Genomic DNA, 16,146 nt, shown 5'->3' with positions numbered 1-16,146 from the left:
CCATCAACCGTCCGAAACACAACGCCGCCCATCGAAATTCTCGAACATTCCGTTCCAGAATTTGTATTTGCGCTCTATCCCCGGCATCCTTATCTCAGCCGAGAATTCAACAGGATGCCGATGATGGAACTGGGGCTTTACACATTCGCCGACGTCAATCCCAACCCTTCCCGCAGCAAGGGCGCGGAAGCGGCCGAACGGCTGAAGCATCTTATCGAGGAAATCGAGCTTGCCGATCAGGTGGGGCTCGACGTCTTTGGGCTCGGCGAACATCATCGGCCGGATTATGCGGCGTCGGCTCCCGCGGTCGCGCTGGCGGCCGCCGCCGTTAAGACGAAGAACATCCGGCTGACAAGTGCGGTCACCGTGCTCTCGTCCGATGATCCGGTGCGCGTCTTCCAGCAGTTTTCGACGCTCGATCTGATCTCCAACGGCCGCGCCGAAATCATGGCGGGGCGTGGCTCCTTCATCGAGTCCTTCCCGCTGTTCGGCTATAATCTCGAAGATTACGACCAGCTTTTCGAGGAGAAGCTCGATCTGCTGCTGGCGCTGCGCGACAGCGAGGTTGTGGAGTGGAAGGGTGAACTTCGCGCGCCGATCAACGGGCGCGGCGTCTATCCGCGACCGCTGCAGGATCCGTTGCCGTTGTGGGTTGCGGTCGGCGGTACGCCGCAGTCGGTGGCGCGCGCCGGCGCGCTGGGCCTGCCGGTGGCACTGGCGCTCATCGGCGGTGAGCCGCGCCGTTTTGCGCCGCTCTTCGATCTCTACCGCCAGGCGGCGCGCCGGGCAGGGCAGGATCCAGCGAAGCTGAAGACCAGCATCAACGTCCATGGCTTCATCGCCGATACGACGGAGGCGGCGGCCAACCAGTTCTATGGGCCTCAAGCCGAGGTGATGAACCGTATCGGCCGCGAGCGCGGCTGGGGACCGACGAACCGGGCGCATTTCGACATGTCGCGGGGGCCGAACGGCGCGCTCTTCGTCGGTGATCCTGAGGCGGTCGCCGAAAAGATCATCGCCCATCATGCACTCTTCAAGAACGACCGCTTCCTGCTGCAGATGGCGATCGGCCTGATGCCGCATGCCGAGATCATGCGCGGCATCGAGCTTTACGGCACGAAAGTCGCGCCGATCGTCAGAAAGGCATTGACTGAAAGGGGCGAAGAGGCGAAAGCCACGGCCTGACGAGCGCATAACGTCGAACATCGGAATCGATTTTCGAAAAAGGATTGTGCGCCACTTCAACGTGATGAGCGTCCTTCGCGCGTCCTGTCGAACGCGCGGCGCTCTGAGGCGGCCGCGGCCGTCCTGCGCAAGGCCGGAACAGACGAATGGTTATCGCAAACGACGACGAACTGGTAAAGCTCAAGGAGATCGGTCGCATCTGCGCCAACGCCATACAGGTGATGGCGGCGGCAATGGAACCCGGCATGACGACGCTGGAACTCGACCAGATCGGCCGCAAAGTGCTCGAGGATTCGGGCGCGCGTTCGGCGCCGGAGTTCTGCTACCAGTTTCCCGGCGCCACCTGCATCAGCATCAATGAGGAAATCGCCCACGGTATTCCCGGCCCGCGCGTCATCCGCGCGGGCGATCTCATCAATATCGACGTCTCGGCGGAAAAGGATGGCTTCTTCGCCGATACCGGCGCCTCCTTCACCATGCCGCCGGTCAAGCCGAAGATCGAGCGGCTCTGCCGCGACGGCAAGCGGGCGCTTTGGATCGGGCTCAACCAGGTCAAATCGGGCGAGCCGCTTGCAAAGATCGGCACAGCCGTCGGCGCCTTTGCGCAGAAGAACCGCTATACGCTGGTCGCCAATCTGGCGAGCCACGGCGTCGGCCGCTCCCTGCATGAGGAGCCGGCCGAGCTCTCGACCTGGCCGGACCCTTCGGAAAAGCGGATGATGACGGAAGGTCTCGTCTTCACCGTCGAGCCGTTTCTCTCACTCGGCGCGACATGGGCCGAAGGCGGCGACGATGCCTGGACGCTCTATGCCGATCCGAAGGCGCCGACCGTGCAATACGAACACACGGTGGTGGCGACGCGCAACGGGCCGGTGATTCTGACCTTGCCGGATGAGCGGGCGTAGGGCGTTAGGGAGCGCCTCGCCCTTCAAGGTTTGCATCTCCACGACGCTTTGTAGGGTGCGCCCACTTCTCCTCCCTCATTCCTGTGCCTGTCACAGGAATCCAGCCACGGCGCGTCTGCGCCGTGAATGAATCAATACCTCAAGGGAAAGAGTCTCCCGCGCCCAAGGACTTGGGCGCTGGGTTCCTGTGACGAGCACAGGAATGAGGGAGGAGAGGTTAGCGCACTCGTCAACTCACCGAGCTTTGGTGGCCAGCCTCGCTCTTTAACCCCGCGTTCCCGGCCTGCCGCCTTGCAGGATTTCGGTGGCAGCGCGTTCGAGGATGCCGGCGATGCGGGCGGCTTCGGGTTTCGACCAGGGATAGCGCATCCGCATGGCCGAGCGCAGCAGCATGCGGGCGGCGCGGATATCACCACCGTCCTGCATGAAATCGCCGTCATCGCCTTCGTCGGCGCCGTGACGGTCGGTTTCGAAGACACGCTTCACATGGGCCATCTTCTCGCCGATACGTTCCAGCTTGGCGAACGTATGCAGGATCATGGCGCGGTTTTCCTCGACGCGACCGCGGCCGGCCTCGGTGATACGGTAGAGCTTCTTGGCGCCCTCCACCTCGACCTCGGCAAGGCCGGTTTCCTCGAGATAGGTCAGGGCGGGATAGATGACGCCGGGGCTCGGCACGTAGAAGCCGCCGGACCGCTCCTCCAGCAACTTTATCAATTCATAGCCGTGGCGCGGCTGCTCAGCGAGCAGGGCCAGGATGACGAGCTGGAGATCGCCAGCCGCAAATTTGCGGCCCATGCGGAAATCTCCGCCGAACATGCCGCCTTTAAAACCTCTCATGGTCCTTCCTTTCATCGTTAGATGTATCGTTGACTATATCGTAAAACATACATCGTAAGATAATTGTTTTCAAGAGGGGGAGAAATTTTCCGACGTTTCGGGAAATTGATCGATCGATCAGAATTACTTGATTGTGATGCCGGTGCTGCAGCGCGATAAACACGGGCATGCTCGCCCGCACCCGAAACTCCCCACCGAACCTCGTCTCCACCGCCGCTGCCGGCGCCGTTGCCATGGCTGCTGCCATGGGCTTCGGGCGCTTCTCCTACACGCCGATCCTGCCCGGTATGATCAGCGGTGTGCCGCTTTCGGCGGCAGATGCCGGCTTCATCGCATCGGCGAATTTTGTCGGTTATCTCGTCGGTGCTGTGCTTGCCGCCTATGGCTGGGCGGCCGGACGTGAGCGGCTGGTGGCGCTGCTGTCGCTGCTGGCAACCGCGATCCTGCTTGCCGCCATGGCCGCCACCGATTCTGTCGCCGTCTTTGCCATCATTCGCTTCCTGGCCGGCATCGCCAGCGCTTTTGCGATGGTCTTCACCTCGTCGATCGTGCTCAGCCACGGGGCTGCCGCCGGCAACGACCATGTGCAGGCGGCACATTTCGGCGGGCCGGGGGCGGGTATTGCGCTTTCTTCGGTCATGGTGTTGCTGATCGGACTTGGCTTTCACGACGGGCCGGGCGGTTGGCGGGCCGACTGGATCGGCGGGGCGCTCTACTGCGCGGCAAGCCTCGTCGTCGTCTTCCTGCTATTGCCGTCGGCGCCGGCGCAATCGGCGCAGGCGGGCAGGGAGCCGCCGCTCATCTGGAGCCGGCCGATGGTGCTGCTGACGCTGTCTTACGGCCTGTTCGGTTTCGGCTACGTCATCACCGCGACCTTCCTCGTCACCATCGCACGTCTTTCTGCAACGGGACCCTTCGTCGAATTCCTCTGCTGGTTCATCGCCGGCCTGACGGCTGCGGTGGCGCTGTTTGCCTGGAAGCCTCTGGTCAGGCCGCTCGGGCTTGGCGGGGTCTATGTCGCAGCCCTTCTGGTCGAGGCCGCCGGGGTGTTTGCGACGGTGGCGCTACCGCCTTCCGTCGCACCGTTGATCGGCGGGGCGCTGTTCGGGGCGACGTTCCTGGCGATCACCGCTTACGGGTTGCAGATCGGCCGCAAGCTTTCGCCTGACAGTCCGCGGCGGATCCTGGCGATGATGACAGCCGCCTTCGGCGTTGGCCAGATCGGCGGGCCTGTTGTTGCCGGCTGGATCGCCGAGCGCACAGGCAGCTTCACCCTGCCCACGATGATCGCCGCCGTGGCACTTGTCGCCTGCGCAGCGCTGGTAATGCCGGTGATCAAGAAAATCGCTTAACCGGTTACATCTCCGTAACAATCGGCTGAACCCATTGCTGCTTCCTTGGAACTGCCTTAGTTTCCGGCACAATCAGTGTTGACGACACTCCCGAGACTCACAGTTCAGGAAAGCAAAGCCCCCCGTGTTTCATTCGTTTTTTCCCCGACCGAAGCTGTTTTTCACCTCCGCGGTCGCATGGACGCTCGCCTGCGTTTTCTTTTGGTATTTCGCAGGCATTGGCCTTTTGACCAATCTTGGCTTTCCTCCACTATCGGAGGATGCACAGCCAGTCGGAGCCGCGTTCTTTGTCGCACCTACCAATTTGCTATTTTATCTATTTTTCATACTTTGCTCCGCTTTGTTCTGCGGTGTATGGCACGTCCTCGCCCACGCGCATCCTTGGAAAATATGGTCGGTCTGGGGATCGGCGCTGATTATTTTCATTACGTATTTCGGCGTTCAAATGGATGTGGCAATTAATGTTTGGCGAGGACCTTTCTTTGATCTTCTTCAAAATGCACTTGCCGGAAAACCGGGCATCACCAATGAGAACTTCTATTATTTGATCTTGAAGTTCTTGGAGATCGGTACGGTGGGCGTGATTGTGTCCGTGGCGTCTGCATTTCTCATCAACCACTATGTGTTGAGATGGCGCGTGGCGATGAACGATTTCTACATGTCGAAGTGGCAGAAACTTCGTCATATCGAAGGAGCGTCGCAGCGTGTCCAGGAAGACACGATGCGGTTTGCAAACATCATCGAAGGCCTCGGCGTCAGCCTCATCGGCTCGGTCATGACGCTTATCGTCTTCCTGCCAATCCTGTCAGCGCTATCGGCCCATGTAACCGATCTTCCAATCCTTGGAGCGGTTCCGAATTCCCTCGTCTGGCTCGCGCTTGGTTGGTCGGTATTAGGCACCGTCCTCCTGGCTGTCGTCGGCGTAAAACTGCCAGGATTGAATTTTCGCAACCAACGTGTTGAGGCGGCTTATCGCAAAGAACTCGTCTACGGCGAAGATCATGAAGATAGAGCCCAACCGGTAACCGTCGCCGAGCTGTTCTCGAATGTCAGGCGAAACTATTTCCGTATGTATTTTCATTATCTTTATTTCAATGTTGCACGTTATTCATACGGGCAGCTTGATGCGATATTTCTTTATTTCGTTTTGGTGCCGACGTTCGTCGCGCATAAGATCACGCTTGGGATATGGCAGCAGATTGCTACCGCTTTTGGCCAGGTCAGCAATTCGTTCCAATACCTCGTGAGTTCCTGGACGACGATCATCGAACTACTCTCCATCCACAAACGCCTCCAGGCCTTCGAAGCGGCAATCGACGACGAGCCGCTGCCTGAGATCGACCAGCGCTATCTGGAGCGTGAGGCGGGTATTGTTCACGCCGACGGCTGATGGAGCGGGGGTATTCTGCGAGCGATCGGAAGGTTCGCGTCGGCGGCACCCGTCCGCCCTGTCGGGCACCGAGCGGGGTCGAGCCACAGGTCTCGACCCGTCCTTCGGACCTCCGGTGGGTAGAATGGGGAATCGCAGCGTCGCAACGAATCTCTTCTCCCCAGCGGGGAGAAGATGCCGGCAGGTAGATGAGGGGGCGGCACGGCATGCCGTCTCGTTCAAGGAAATCTGGAGACACCTTGCCGTCTCTACAGCATTTCCATAGCCGTCATCAAAGACCTGACGTCTGCAGTTTCCCGCGGGCTTCGATCATCGGGATCGCTTCCGAATAGCTGACGCAGGCGACGTCGGTGCGGTGGCAGACGTCGCTGACCAAACGGTCGAGCGCCCGCCAATAGGCGCCGCCGTTCATTTCGACGAAGTGGAAACCGAGCTGTAGCGGGATGCGGTTGCCGGCATATTGCTTGTCGAAAGCTTCCTTGAAGGCGGCATAGGCGCGATCCTCGAATTCCGCGGAATCGGCCGTGTCTTCCTCGCCCTTGGAATGGCGGACGAAGAGATTGTAGTCCATGCCGATGATTGGCTTTTCGCTCGGGCCTTCGGGGATGAGCGGCAGGCCGAAGCGGATGATGCCGTCTTCTTCGACAGGCATGGCAGGGCCTTTGGTGACGAGGCTCGCGTCATAGCTGAAGCCTGCCTTCTTTTCGGCGGCGATCATGTCGGCGCCCGCAGTTGCCGAGAGATAGGGGGCGCGAAAGCCCTTGATGCCGTGATCAACCAAATCCTGCCAGCCGGCCGGCGCCTGGAGGCCGACACTCTTCCAGGCATTCTCAAGCGTCGCGTGGAAGGTGGCGTATTCGGCCGACCAGTCGGCCTCGCTCCAGAGGCGGCCGTCGAAATGGCCGCAGGCATGGCTCGATATGTCGTGTCCTTCGAGATGGGCGTGCCAGATATTGCCGAGGCGCTCGCGGATCTCGTCGTCACTCTGGGCGAAGCCGACGTTGGATTTTCCGCGTTTCTGGTGCGGCGCCTGATAGGCCTTCTTCGCCGCCTCGTTCATCAGGAAAGTGCAGGAAAGGAAATAGGTGAAATGGGCGCCGTTTTTCGCCGCCATTTCGCGGCTCTTCAGCCAGAGTGCGTTGTCGTGGGCGCCGTCGAAGGAAATGATGACGAGCTGTTTCGGCCGGTCGGCTGCCTCTGCCATTGCCGGAATGAGGAGCGAAACAGAAAGGCAGGCGGAGAGGAGGGAACGAGACATGGGCACCGCGACAATTTGTTCGCGGTTTCCCTCCGACAGAATTGCGGCGAAGCTGCGGTCGCGCTGGCATTTTTTCGCGCCAGGCTCTAAGCCATGACAAACGGCACGGAAGGGATCCGCAATGACATTGCTTATCGTCGGCATCATACTTTATCTCGGGGTGCATTTGGTGCGGGTGCTGTTGCCGGACTTTCGCCGCTCGATGATCGCAAGCCTCGGCGAGAAGGGCTGGCGGGCGGCCTATTCCATTGCCAGCATCGCCACGCTGATCCTGTTGATCTACGGCTTCGGGCAGGCGCGGCAGGTGACCGGAATGCTCTACAATCCACCGGTCTGGATGGCGCATATAGCAATCACGCTGATGCTGATCGCGATGATCTGTCTCGTCGCCTCGCTGCTGCCGGCGGGGCATATCGCGACCAAGACCAAACATCCGATGGTGCTGTCGGTGAAGATCTGGGCGCTGGCGCACCTGCTCGCCAATGGTGAGACGTCGTCGGTCCTGCTGTTTGCCGCCTTTCTCGCCTGGGGCGTCATCCTGCGCATTTCCCTGAAACGGCGGCAGCGGGCGGGCGAGATCACGCTCCGGCCGTTCGTCTCGGCCAAATACGACCTCTATGCCATCATCATCGGCATCGTCGTCTGGGCGCTGATCATCTGGAAGCTGCACGAATGGTTGATCGGCGTTTCGCCGCTCGTCATCTGACCCGCGCATAACCCCAAAAATCGATTCCGATTTTTGGAAGGATTATACGCGGATTCAAAGTGTTAGAGCGTCTTGTTGGACGCTCGGTGCTTTAGAGCGGTTCAGCTTTCATGGAAGCTCAGAACCGCTCTAACCTTTTGTTTTTATACAATTCCCGGCAAAAGCACTTCGCGCTTTGCGTGGGAAACCCGCTTCGCACTTTTCCTGGAATTGCTCTAATCTTTCGCATCCCCCTTACAACGGCGGCAAAATGGAGTAGAAGGCCCGACAATATGCGTTTTGCATGGTTATGGGTATTTCCGCGGCCGGAGACGAGAATGGCATTCAACGACGACAGCTTCATCCGTGAAGTCAATGAGGAATTGCGGTCTGACCAGATGAAGGGCGTCTGGCGCCGGTTCGGCCGCTATATCATCGTCGTCGCCATTCTGATCGTCGCCGGCACAGCCGGCAAGGTTCTCTATGACTATTGGGACGACAACCGCTCCTCCGGCACCGGCGATCAGTTCCTGGCAGCGATGAAGCTTGCCGACGAGAACAAGAACGACGAGGCGCTGGCCGCGCTCGACAAGCTCGAGAAGGAAGGCCATGGCGCATACCCGGTGCTGGCGCGGATGCGGGCCGCGACCGTCCAGGTGCAGAAGGGCGATACCGCCGCGGCAATCACCGCCTTCAACGAGATCGGCAAGGACAATGCCGTTCCGGCTGCCGTGCGCGATGCCGCCAAGATGCGCGCCGGCTGGTTGCTCATCGAGAACGGCACTTACGAACAGGTTTCGGCGGCGATCGAGGAAATGGCCGTTCCGGGCAACGCCTTCCGTCATTCGGCGCGCGAGGCACTCGGCCTTGCCGCTTACAAAGCCGGCAACATGGCGCAGGCGCGGCAGTGGTTCCAGTCGATCGTCGACGATACCGACAGCCCGCGCAATGTTGCCAATCGCGCCCATATGATGCTTGATCTGATTACCGCATCCGGCAAGGCGCCCGCCGCTCAGGGCTGATCGCGTTAAGGACAAGATATGAGTTTCACGGTCGCGATCGTCGGTCGTCCGAATGTCGGCAAGTCGACACTTTTCAACCGGCTGGTGGGCAAAAAGCTGGCGCTTGTCGATGACACGCCGGGTGTTACCCGTGACCGCCGGCCGGGCGATGCTCGGCTAATGGGCCTGACTTTCACGATCATCGACACGGCCGGTCTGGAAGAGGCCGACGCGGAAAGCCTGCAGGGGCGGATGCGGGCACAGACGGAAGCGGCAATCGACGAGGCGGATCTTTCGCTTTTCGTCGTCGACGCCAAGAGCGGATTGACGCCTGTCGATACCGACCTTGCCGAAATGCTGCGCCGGCGCGGCAAGCCGGTGGTGCTTGTCGCCAACAAGTCCGAAGCGCGCGGTTCCGACAGCGGCTTCTATGACGCCTACACGCTCGGGCTCGGTGAGCCGACGCCGATTTCGGCCGAACATGGGCAGGGCATGCTCGACTTGCGCGATGCGATCGTTGCGGCAATCGGCGAGGACCGGGCCTATCCCACCAAGGAGGATGTCGCCGTCACCGACGTCGACATTCCGCAGACGGAAGGCGAAGACAGCGACGCGGACGAAGAGCCGGCCTATGACGAGACGAAGCCGCTCAGAGTGGCGATCGTCGGCCGGCCGAATGCCGGCAAGTCGACGCTGATCAATCGCTTCCTCGGCGAGGACCGGCTGCTGACGGGACCGGAAGCGGGCATCACCCGCGATTCCATCTCGGTCGAATGGGACTGGCGCGGCCGCACCATCAAGATGTTCGACACGGCCGGCATGCGCCGCAAGGCACGGGTGATCGAGAAGCTGGAGAAGCTTTCGGTGGCCGATGCGCTGCGCGCCATCCGTTTCGCCGAAACCGTCGTCATCGTCTTCGATGCAACGATCCCCTTCGAAAAGCAGGATCTGCAGATCGTCGACCTCGTGCTGCGCGAAGGCCGTGCCGCCGTGCTCGCCTTCAACAAATGGGACATGATCGAAGATCGGCAGGCGGTGCTTGCGGATCTGCGCGAAAAGACCGACCGGCTGCTGCCGCAGGCGCGCGGCATCCGCGCCGTGCCGATCTCCGGCCAGACCGGCTGGGGGCTCGACAAGCTGATGCAGGCGATCATCGATACTGACAAGGTCTGGAACAAGCGTATCTCGACGGCGCGGCTCAACCGCTGGCTGGAGACGCAGCAGATCCAGCATCCGCCACCGGCCGTTTCCGGCCGCCGCATCAAGCTGAAATATATGACGCAGGTCAAGGCCCGCCCGCCGGCCTTCATGATCTCCTGCACCCGGTCGGATGCGCTGCCGGAATCTTATACACGCTATCTGATCAACGGGTTGCGCGCGGATTTCGACATGCCGAGCGTGCCGATTCGCATCCACTTCCGCTCGCCTGAAAATCCGTTCGAAGGCAAGAAGAGGCGGACGTAGGGCTGGGGTTGGCGCTGATTGGTAGCGTTTTGTGGAGTTTGGGTGTGCCGCGTGGCAACCGCCCTCTGCCCTGTCGGGCATCTCCCCCACAAGGGGGAGATCGGCAGGAGGCGAACGCTCAACGCTCTCTATCGGTGTTCTGATCGCCAAACGGTAATTGTTTGGGAAGCCGAACGTCCATCTGATCTCCCCACCTGTGGGGGCCGAAGGACGGGTCGAGACCCGTGGCTCGACCCCCAGGCCCCGGCAGGGCAGAGGGGGTATCACAAGCACTGTGATACCAGTCCGGTTAGCAGCTAAACCACGCTTCGATTCAGCGCTTCACGCAGCGCCACGATCTCGGCCTGGAGGCGGGTGAGGTCGACTGCATCGCGACCGCTGGCAGCGGCGATGCAGCCCGGGATGCCGATCGCCTTTTCCTTCAGGCGAATGCCTTCTTCGCTTAGGCGGATGACGACGACGCGTTCGTCCTCCCGGCTGCGTTCGCGTCTGACATAACCAGCGGTTTCCAGGCGTTTGAGCAGCGGGGTCAGCGTGCTCGATTCGAGGAAGAGTTTTTCACCCAAGCCGCCGACGGTCTGGCCGTCCTGTTCCCAGAGCGAAACCATCGCCAGATATTGCGGATAGGTGAGGCCGAGCGTGTCGAGCAGCGGCTTGTAGACGCGGTTCAGTGCGTGGCTTGCCGTATAGACGGCGAAGCAGATGAAGTTGTTGAGCTTCAGCTGATCCTGCATGGGATATCTCCAAAACTGACAGAATCTATATCGTGCGATAAAGAATCGTAAGCGCCTTTTATGCATAGCAGGCATGCGAAGATTTAAATTGCCCGATAAAGAATCGTGCGCGATATAAAAGCTGTGTTCACGACGAACATCGAAACCGAGAGGACAAGACAATGTCGACCATCAAGACCACCGTTTCCGCAGCAGCACTGCTCGCAGCCTCCGCCGTTGGCGCGCTTGCCGATCCGGTACTCGAACCGACAACGCAGAAATTCATCGACGGGCTTGCCGGCGGCAAGCCGATCTACACGCTGTCGCCGGCCGATGCCCGCAATGTGCTGGCCGGCGCGCAGAAGGGCGATGTGAAGAGGCTTGCTGCTAGGGGAGAGGACAAGGTCATCAAGGCTGGTCCGACAGGCAGCATCAAGCTGCGCATTGTCCGCCCGGAGCATGCCACGGGCACGCTACCGGTCATTCTTTATTTCCATGGCGGCGGCTGGGTGCTGGGCGATGCGGATACGCATGACCGGCTGGTGCGCGAGATCGCCAACGGCGCCGATGCCGCCGTCGTCTTCGTCGACTACGAGCGCTCGCCGGAAGCCCGTTATCCCGTTGCCATCGAGCAGGCTTATGCTGCGACCAAATATGTCGCCGAGCATGCCAAGGAGTTCAAGGTCGATGCCTCCAGGCTCGCGGTCGCAGGCGATAGCGTCGGCGGCAACATGGCGGCGGTGGTGACGCTGCTTGCCAAGGAACGCGGCGGTCCTGCCATCGACCAGCAGGTGCTGTTCTACCCCGTCACCGACGCCAATTTCGACAATGGGTCCTACAACCAGTTCGCCGATGGGCCGTGGCTGACCAAGGAAGCGATGAAGTGGTTCTGGAACGCCTATCTGCCCGACGAGACCAAGCGCAAGGAGCCGACGGCCTCACCGCTGCAGGCGTCGCTGGAGCAGTTGAACGGCCTGCCGCCGGCGCTGGTCATCGTTGACGAAAACGACGTGCTGCGCGACGAGGGTGAGGCCTATGCCCGCAAGCTCAGCCAGGCCGGCGTTAAGGTCACGTCGATGCGATACAACGGCACGATCCACGATTTCGTGCTGCTGAACGCGATTGCCGAAACGCCTGCCGCGCGCAGCGCGATTGCGGTCGCGAACGACACGCTTCGCAGCGCCCTGCACAAGTAAAATCAATCAGTCTGCAGACGGGAGGGGCCTGGCGGTTTCGCCGGGCTTTCTGCTTCTTGGAAGTGATTTGGCAAACTGCCAGGCCTTCTTCCATTTCGGCGTGATGACGCCATTGGCGGCGCGGATATTGTTGATGAACTGCAGCGTCGCTGCTTCCCAGGAATATTGCATGGCGAGTTCACGCGCCTTGCCGCGCGAGGCGGAGAGGGCGGCAAGGCAGGCGGCCTGCAGGTTCTGGTCGAGCGCCCCGACCTCGCTGTCATCGCCAATGATGTCGAGCGGGCCGGTGACCGGATAGGCTGCGACCGGCACGCCCGATGCCAGTGCTTCGAGGATGGTGTTGCCGAAGGTATCGGTGAGCGAGGGAAAGACAAAGACGTCGGCCTGGGCATAGGTTTTCGCCAGGTCCTCGCCGAACTGCACGCCCGCGAAGAAGACGTCGGAATATTGCTTCTCGAGTTCGGCGCGCGCCGGGCCGTCGCCGACGACGACCTTGGAACCCGGCAGGTCGAGATCGAGGAAGGCCGGCAGGTTCTTTTCCAGCGCCACGCGGCCGACGGTCATGAAGATCGGACGCGCCAAGCCGAACGGGTTTTCCTCGAGCGCCATCGGACGGAACTGCGTGGCGTCGATGCCGCGGCTCCAGGGCATGAGGTTGCGGATGCCCTTTTCCGACAGTTCACGGGCAAGGCTCGGTGTCGCCACCATGCAGCCAGCGCCGCCATTGTGGAACCAGCGGACGAAGGAATAGAGCCAGCTCTTCGGTATCGGCAGGCGCGCGGAGACGTATTCCGGGAAGCGGGTGTGGTAGCTCGTCGAAAACGGCATGCGGTTCCTCAGGCACCAGCGGCGGGCGGTCAGCCCCAGCGGACCTTCGGTGGCAATATGCACGTAGGAGGGATTGTGCTTTTCGATCTCGCGGGCGATGCGGTGGTAATTGGCGATCGATAGGCGGATCTCGGGATAAGTTGGGCAGGGGATGCTGTTGAAGCGCTCCGGCGTCACCATCGAAACCTCGACGCCCATCTTCGCCAGTTCGCGGTTGGTGTTCTCGATCGAGCGAACGACGCCGTTGACCTGCGGGTGCCAGGCATCGGTGACGATCACCAGCCTTTCGGGCAGGTTTCCGGCGGCTGCGGCATTGGCCCAGCTCTCGCAGCTATAAGTGTTTGCCGGACGTTGCAGCATGTCACGATTTCCATCCGCGTCGCAGTGATATGCCAACGCTCAACCCCAAAGCGGGGTTCCGGAACGGCGATTCCCGCTTCTCTATTTTGAGGCATGACCATGATGGAAATATTACAGCCCATATTGCAAGGATTGCAGGGCTTTAGCGGCTCGATACCCGCGAATATGTCAGCGGTCGATCGCGGTTTTCATGCATAAAGAACGATGGCGCCGGTCGTGGACCGGCGCCGTTTGGGAGGTCAAGCGGCAGCGGAAGCCGAGCTTGCTGTCGGAACTTCCGAGATCGTCTTCAGAACCTGCGAAGCGATCTGGTAGGGGCAGCCCTGCGAGTTCGGGCGGCGGTCTTCCAGATAGCCCTTGTAGTCGTTCTTGACGAAGGAGTGCGGCACGCGGACCGAAGCACCACGGTCGGCAACGCCGTAGGAGAACTTGTTCCACGGTGCCGTTTCGTGTTTGCCGGTCAGGCGCTTGTCGTTGTCAGGACCGTAGACGCTGATGTGGTCCATCAGGTTCTTTTCGAACTGCGCCATCAGCGCTTCGAAATAGGCCTTGCCGCCGACTTCGCGCATGTATTTGGTCGAGAAGTTGCAATGCATGCCCGAGCCGTTCCAGTCGGTATCGCCGAGCGGCTTGCAGTGATACTCGATGTCGATGCCGTACTTTTCGGTCAGGCGCTGCAAGAGGTAGCGTGCCATCCAGATCTGGTCGGCGGCCTTCTTGGAGCCCTTGCCGAAAATCTGGAATTCCCACTGGCCCTTGGCCACTTCAGCATTGATGCCTTCGTGGTTGATGCCGGCAGCGAGGCAGAGGTCGAGATGCTCTTCGACGATTTCGCGGGCAACGTCGCCGACGTTCGAATAGCCGACGCCGGTGTAGTACGGGCCCTGCGGAGCGGGGTAGCCCTGCTCAGGGAAGCCGAGCGGACGGCCGTTCTGGTAGAAGAAATATTCCTGCTCGAAGCCGAACCAGGCGTCTTCGTCGTCAAGGATGGTGGCGCGGGCATTCGATGCGTGCGGCGTGACGCCATCCGGCATCATGACTTCGCACATGACGAGAGCGCCGTTGGTACGGGCCGGGTCGGGATAGATGGCGACCGGCTTCAGCACGCAATCGGAGCTGCGGCCTTCGGCCTGCTGCGTCGAGGAGCCGTCAAAGCCCCAGAGCGGAAGCTGTTCCAGCGTCGGGAATACGTCGAATTCCTTGATCTGCGTCTTGCCACGCAGGTTCGGTACCGGAGTGTACCCATCGAGCCAAATATACTCGAGCTTATATTTTGTCATCGTGACTCTCTCAATGCTACGAAGGTGAGCAAATCCGGAGGTGATCTCGGCGCGCAAGCGCATCCGACCGCCAGGGATGATGCTTTAAAAGCACGTAGCGTGCCAGTTTTGGCGCGGCTCGAAAGAAAAATCGCGAGTCAGCATGTCTGTCGGTTTTTTAGCTTTTGGAAAATCGGGCCGTTTTTAACGCTCACCGGCGGTATTGCCCATCAAAACGCGCTTTTTCCGTCTGGAACCGGATGAAAATTGCGGCGTTAAGCTGAAATGATGAAGTGTTAAACAAATTATCGGAAGCTTTTAGCCGAGACAGCATACCGACCGATTACAATTGTAACATTGCCCTTATTTTATGCAATTTGCATAAACTATGTGCATTGTGCTATGTAGGTGGTCCTGAAATGTTGATGCGCCGAACTGAATGGAGGCGATCTCATGCCCACCGGTTTCCATCGTGAATCCGCGACGATCTACCAGTTTCCCGCTAAGGCGATACGAAACGCCAACCGGTTCGAACGCGCCAAGCTGATGGAGCGCGAGGCAGCAGCCGTCTGCGATGCAGCGCTCGACAGCTGCTGGTACCATGACGAGGCAGTTCGCGAGTCCGATCGACCGACGAAGTCCTGATTTCCCCTGGCAGCGGGGCACACGATGCCGATAAGGCAGGGAGCGCCTACACATGGCGTTCAGACTGCGTCACCATGGGCGGCGTAAAAGCATGTTGCGCTAAGCGAATCTGAAAGACCGCGCCGCTTTAGCCGCGGTCCAATCCAAGCTTTTCCCTTACGACCAATGCACCATGTTCGCTGACGACGCGGGCAGCAACCTTTGCTGCGAAGCGGGTGGCGGCAGGCGCATCGCCTGCTTCGAGATATCGTGCGAGAAAGGCGCCGTTGAAGCTGTCGCCGGCGCTGGTTGTGTCGACCACCTTCTCCACTTTTTCGGCCGGAACGAAGGTTTGCTCGCCGGCAAAATTCATCGTGACACCGTCAGCGCCGTTCTTGACGACGATATCGACGGCACCCAGTGCGCGATAGCGATGGATCGTCGCCTCGATGGAATCATCGCCGAAATGGGCCGCCTCGTCGTCGAAGCTCGGCATGACGAGCACGGAGGAGCGGGCGCCTTCGCTGATCGTCGTGTGCATCACGTCGTAGCTCGACCAGAGGCGCGGGCGGATGTTCGGATCGAAGACGACGAGCTTGCCGGCGGCCTTGGCGCGACGGACTTCTGCAAGCAAAGTCTCGGCATCCTCCTGGGGCAGAATGGCAAGGGTGATGCCGGAGAAATAGATGACGGCAGCGCTCTCCACCGCCTCGCGCAGGCGGTCCGGATCAGCCGCCAAGCTGCGGGCAGCCGAGCTGTCGCGCCAGTAGCTGAAGGAACGTTCGCCGTTCTTCAGATTGATCATATAGAGGCCGGGCGTCCTGCCCTTGATGCGGCGGATGAGGCTCGTGCCGATGCCTGATGTGTCGATGAAGGCCAGCATCTCGTCCGACATGGCGTCGTCACCGAGGGCGGTGAAGTAGTCGACCGACCAGTCGGCGGCAAGGCAGGCGCGGGCATACCAGGCGGTATTGAAGGTATCGCCGGCAAAGCCCTTGCGCAGCAGACCATCGCCTGCCTGCGAGAGTTCCACCATGCATTCACCGATCGATAGAAACCGTCTGCTCACCTTGTCCTCCCGGCATT

General features: G+C 60.5%; 16 protein-coding genes. 10 read left to right on the top strand and 6 right to left on the bottom strand.

The window, feature by feature from the left end:
- Positions 1-123 precede the first annotated feature (123 nt).
- Both ACM5SV_RS29035 and map read left to right on the top strand, forming a co-directional pair.
- The gene (locus tag ACM5SV_RS29035; protein ID WP_222014236.1) at positions 124-1,185 is read left to right on the top strand and encodes an LLM class flavin-dependent oxidoreductase; all 1,062 of its coding nucleotides are present in this window, start codon (positions 124-126) and stop codon (positions 1,183-1,185) included.
- Positions 1,186-1,331: 146 nt separating this feature from the next.
- Positions 1,332-2,090 carry a type I methionyl aminopeptidase gene (gene map, locus ACM5SV_RS29030; protein ID WP_012758531.1) on the top strand — a complete coding sequence of 253 codons (759 nt, stop codon included), beginning with the start codon at positions 1,332-1,334 and terminating at the stop codon, positions 2,088-2,090.
- Positions 2,091-2,354: 264 nt separating this feature from the next.
- Here the strand turns inward: map and ACM5SV_RS29025 are convergent, their stop codons facing one another.
- Positions 2,355-2,930: a PadR family transcriptional regulator gene (locus ACM5SV_RS29025; protein WP_003541914.1), complete on the bottom strand. Its 576-nt coding sequence runs from the start codon at positions 2,928-2,930 to the stop codon at positions 2,355-2,357.
- A gap of 167 nt (positions 2,931-3,097) precedes the next feature.
- Here ACM5SV_RS29025 and ACM5SV_RS29020 point away from each other — a divergent pair, with 167 nt between their 5' ends.
- Both ACM5SV_RS29020 and sbmA read left to right on the top strand, forming a co-directional pair.
- Positions 3,098-4,282, top strand: coding sequence for a YbfB/YjiJ family MFS transporter (locus ACM5SV_RS29020; protein WP_017994866.1), 1,185 nt, complete (start codon positions 3,098-3,100; stop codon positions 4,280-4,282).
- Positions 4,283-4,406: 124 nt separating this feature from the next.
- Positions 4,407-5,672, top strand: coding sequence for a peptide antibiotic transporter SbmA (gene sbmA / locus ACM5SV_RS29015; RefSeq protein WP_017994865.1), 1,266 nt, complete (start codon positions 4,407-4,409; stop codon positions 5,670-5,672).
- Positions 5,673-5,943: 271 nt separating this feature from the next.
- On the opposite strand, the gene ACM5SV_RS29010 is transcribed toward sbmA, so the two are convergent.
- Positions 5,944-6,930, bottom strand: coding sequence for a polysaccharide deacetylase (locus ACM5SV_RS29010; RefSeq protein WP_221990164.1), 987 nt, complete (start codon positions 6,928-6,930; stop codon positions 5,944-5,946).
- Between the two features lie 121 nt (positions 6,931-7,051).
- On the opposite strand from ACM5SV_RS29010, the gene ACM5SV_RS29005 reads away from it, so the two are divergent.
- The 3 genes from ACM5SV_RS29005 to der all read left to right on the top strand — a co-directional run bounded on the left by ACM5SV_RS29005 (position 7,052) and on the right by der (position 10,080).
- The gene (locus tag ACM5SV_RS29005; protein WP_222014235.1) at positions 7,052-7,636 is read left to right on the top strand and encodes an NnrU family protein; all 585 of its coding nucleotides are present in this window, start codon (positions 7,052-7,054) and stop codon (positions 7,634-7,636) included.
- A gap of 317 nt (positions 7,637-7,953) precedes the next feature.
- On the top strand, positions 7,954-8,637 hold the full coding sequence (locus ACM5SV_RS29000) for a tetratricopeptide repeat protein (protein WP_017994862.1): 684 nt from the start codon (positions 7,954-7,956) through the stop codon (positions 8,635-8,637).
- Between the two features lie 18 nt (positions 8,638-8,655).
- Positions 8,656-10,080, top strand: coding sequence for a ribosome biogenesis GTPase Der (gene der, locus ACM5SV_RS28995; RefSeq protein WP_012758524.1), 1,425 nt, complete (start codon positions 8,656-8,658; stop codon positions 10,078-10,080).
- Positions 10,081-10,376: 296 nt separating this feature from the next.
- On the opposite strand, the gene ACM5SV_RS28990 is transcribed toward der, so the two are convergent.
- Positions 10,377-10,814 carry a MarR family winged helix-turn-helix transcriptional regulator gene (locus ACM5SV_RS28990; RefSeq protein WP_012758523.1) on the bottom strand — a complete coding sequence of 146 codons (438 nt, stop codon included), beginning with the start codon at positions 10,812-10,814 and terminating at the stop codon, positions 10,377-10,379.
- Between the two features lie 161 nt (positions 10,815-10,975).
- On the opposite strand from ACM5SV_RS28990, the gene ACM5SV_RS28985 reads away from it, so the two are divergent.
- The gene (locus ACM5SV_RS28985; protein WP_128407436.1) at positions 10,976-11,989 is read left to right on the top strand and encodes an alpha/beta hydrolase; all 1,014 of its coding nucleotides are present in this window, start codon (positions 10,976-10,978) and stop codon (positions 11,987-11,989) included.
- A gap of 6 nt (positions 11,990-11,995) precedes the next feature.
- On the opposite strand, the gene ACM5SV_RS28980 is transcribed toward ACM5SV_RS28985, so the two are convergent.
- Complete coding sequence (locus ACM5SV_RS28980) at positions 11,996-13,177, bottom strand: glycosyltransferase family 4 protein (RefSeq protein WP_012758521.1); 1,182 nt, start codon at positions 13,175-13,177, stop codon at positions 11,996-11,998.
- 239 nt (positions 13,178-13,416) lie between these two features.
- On the bottom strand, positions 13,417-14,457 hold the full coding sequence (locus tag ACM5SV_RS28975) for a glutamine synthetase beta-grasp domain-containing protein (protein WP_012758520.1): 1,041 nt from the start codon (positions 14,455-14,457) through the stop codon (positions 13,417-13,419).
- Positions 14,458-14,481: 24 nt separating this feature from the next.
- Between ACM5SV_RS28975 and ACM5SV_RS28970 the strand changes: the two genes are divergently transcribed.
- Both ACM5SV_RS28970 and gstI read left to right on the top strand, forming a co-directional pair.
- The gene (locus ACM5SV_RS28970; RefSeq protein WP_128407438.1) at positions 14,482-14,700 is read left to right on the top strand and encodes a hypothetical protein; all 219 of its coding nucleotides are present in this window, start codon (positions 14,482-14,484) and stop codon (positions 14,698-14,700) included.
- A 189-nt stretch (positions 14,701-14,889) separates the two neighbouring features.
- Positions 14,890-15,081, top strand: a complete 192-nt coding sequence (gene gstI, locus ACM5SV_RS28965) for a glutamine synthetase translation inhibitor GstI (protein WP_017994859.1) — start codon at positions 14,890-14,892, stop codon at positions 15,079-15,081.
- Positions 15,082-15,208: 127 nt separating this feature from the next.
- On the opposite strand, the gene ACM5SV_RS28960 is transcribed toward gstI, so the two are convergent.
- Positions 15,209-16,129, bottom strand: coding sequence for a sugar kinase (locus ACM5SV_RS28960; protein ID WP_012758518.1), 921 nt, complete (start codon positions 16,127-16,129; stop codon positions 15,209-15,211).
- Positions 16,130-16,146 lie beyond the last annotated feature (17 nt).

This window comes from Rhizobium sp. CRRU65 (genome assembly GCF_048551595.1).
In the GTDB taxonomy this organism is placed as follows: domain Bacteria; phylum Pseudomonadota; class Alphaproteobacteria; order Rhizobiales; family Rhizobiaceae; genus Rhizobium; species Rhizobium leguminosarum_J.
Note: the sequence above shows the minus strand (reverse complement) of the source record. Positions and strands in the feature narration are given on the sequence as shown.

Excerpts from the sequence above, each read along its gene's own strand:
- ACM5SV_RS29035 (WP_222014236.1), top strand. The coding sequence starts at position 124 with ATGGAACTGGGGCTTTACACATTCGCCGACGTCAATCCCAACCCTTCC.
- map (WP_012758531.1), top strand. The coding sequence starts at position 1,332 with ATGGTTATCGCAAACGACGACGAACTGGTAAAGCTCAAGGAGATCGGT.
- ACM5SV_RS29025 (WP_003541914.1), bottom strand. The coding sequence starts at position 2,930 with ATGAGAGGTTTTAAAGGCGGCATGTTCGGCGGAGATTTCCGCATGGGC.
- ACM5SV_RS29020 (WP_017994866.1), top strand. The coding sequence starts at position 3,098 with ATGCTCGCCCGCACCCGAAACTCCCCACCGAACCTCGTCTCCACCGCC.
- ACM5SV_RS29010 (WP_221990164.1), bottom strand. The coding sequence starts at position 6,930 with ATGTCTCGTTCCCTCCTCTCCGCCTGCCTTTCTGTTTCGCTCCTCATT.
- ACM5SV_RS29005 (WP_222014235.1), top strand. The coding sequence starts at position 7,052 with ATGACATTGCTTATCGTCGGCATCATACTTTATCTCGGGGTGCATTTG.
- ACM5SV_RS29000 (WP_017994862.1), top strand. The coding sequence starts at position 7,954 with ATGGCATTCAACGACGACAGCTTCATCCGTGAAGTCAATGAGGAATTG.
- der (WP_012758524.1), top strand. The coding sequence starts at position 8,656 with ATGAGTTTCACGGTCGCGATCGTCGGTCGTCCGAATGTCGGCAAGTCG.
- ACM5SV_RS28990 (WP_012758523.1), bottom strand. The coding sequence starts at position 10,814 with ATGCAGGATCAGCTGAAGCTCAACAACTTCATCTGCTTCGCCGTCTAT.
- ACM5SV_RS28985 (WP_128407436.1), top strand. The coding sequence starts at position 10,976 with ATGTCGACCATCAAGACCACCGTTTCCGCAGCAGCACTGCTCGCAGCC.
- ACM5SV_RS28980 (WP_012758521.1), bottom strand. The coding sequence starts at position 13,177 with ATGCTGCAACGTCCGGCAAACACTTATAGCTGCGAGAGCTGGGCCAAT.
- ACM5SV_RS28975 (WP_012758520.1), bottom strand. The coding sequence starts at position 14,457 with ATGACAAAATATAAGCTCGAGTATATTTGGCTCGATGGGTACACTCCG.
- gstI (WP_017994859.1), top strand. The coding sequence starts at position 14,890 with ATGCCCACCGGTTTCCATCGTGAATCCGCGACGATCTACCAGTTTCCC.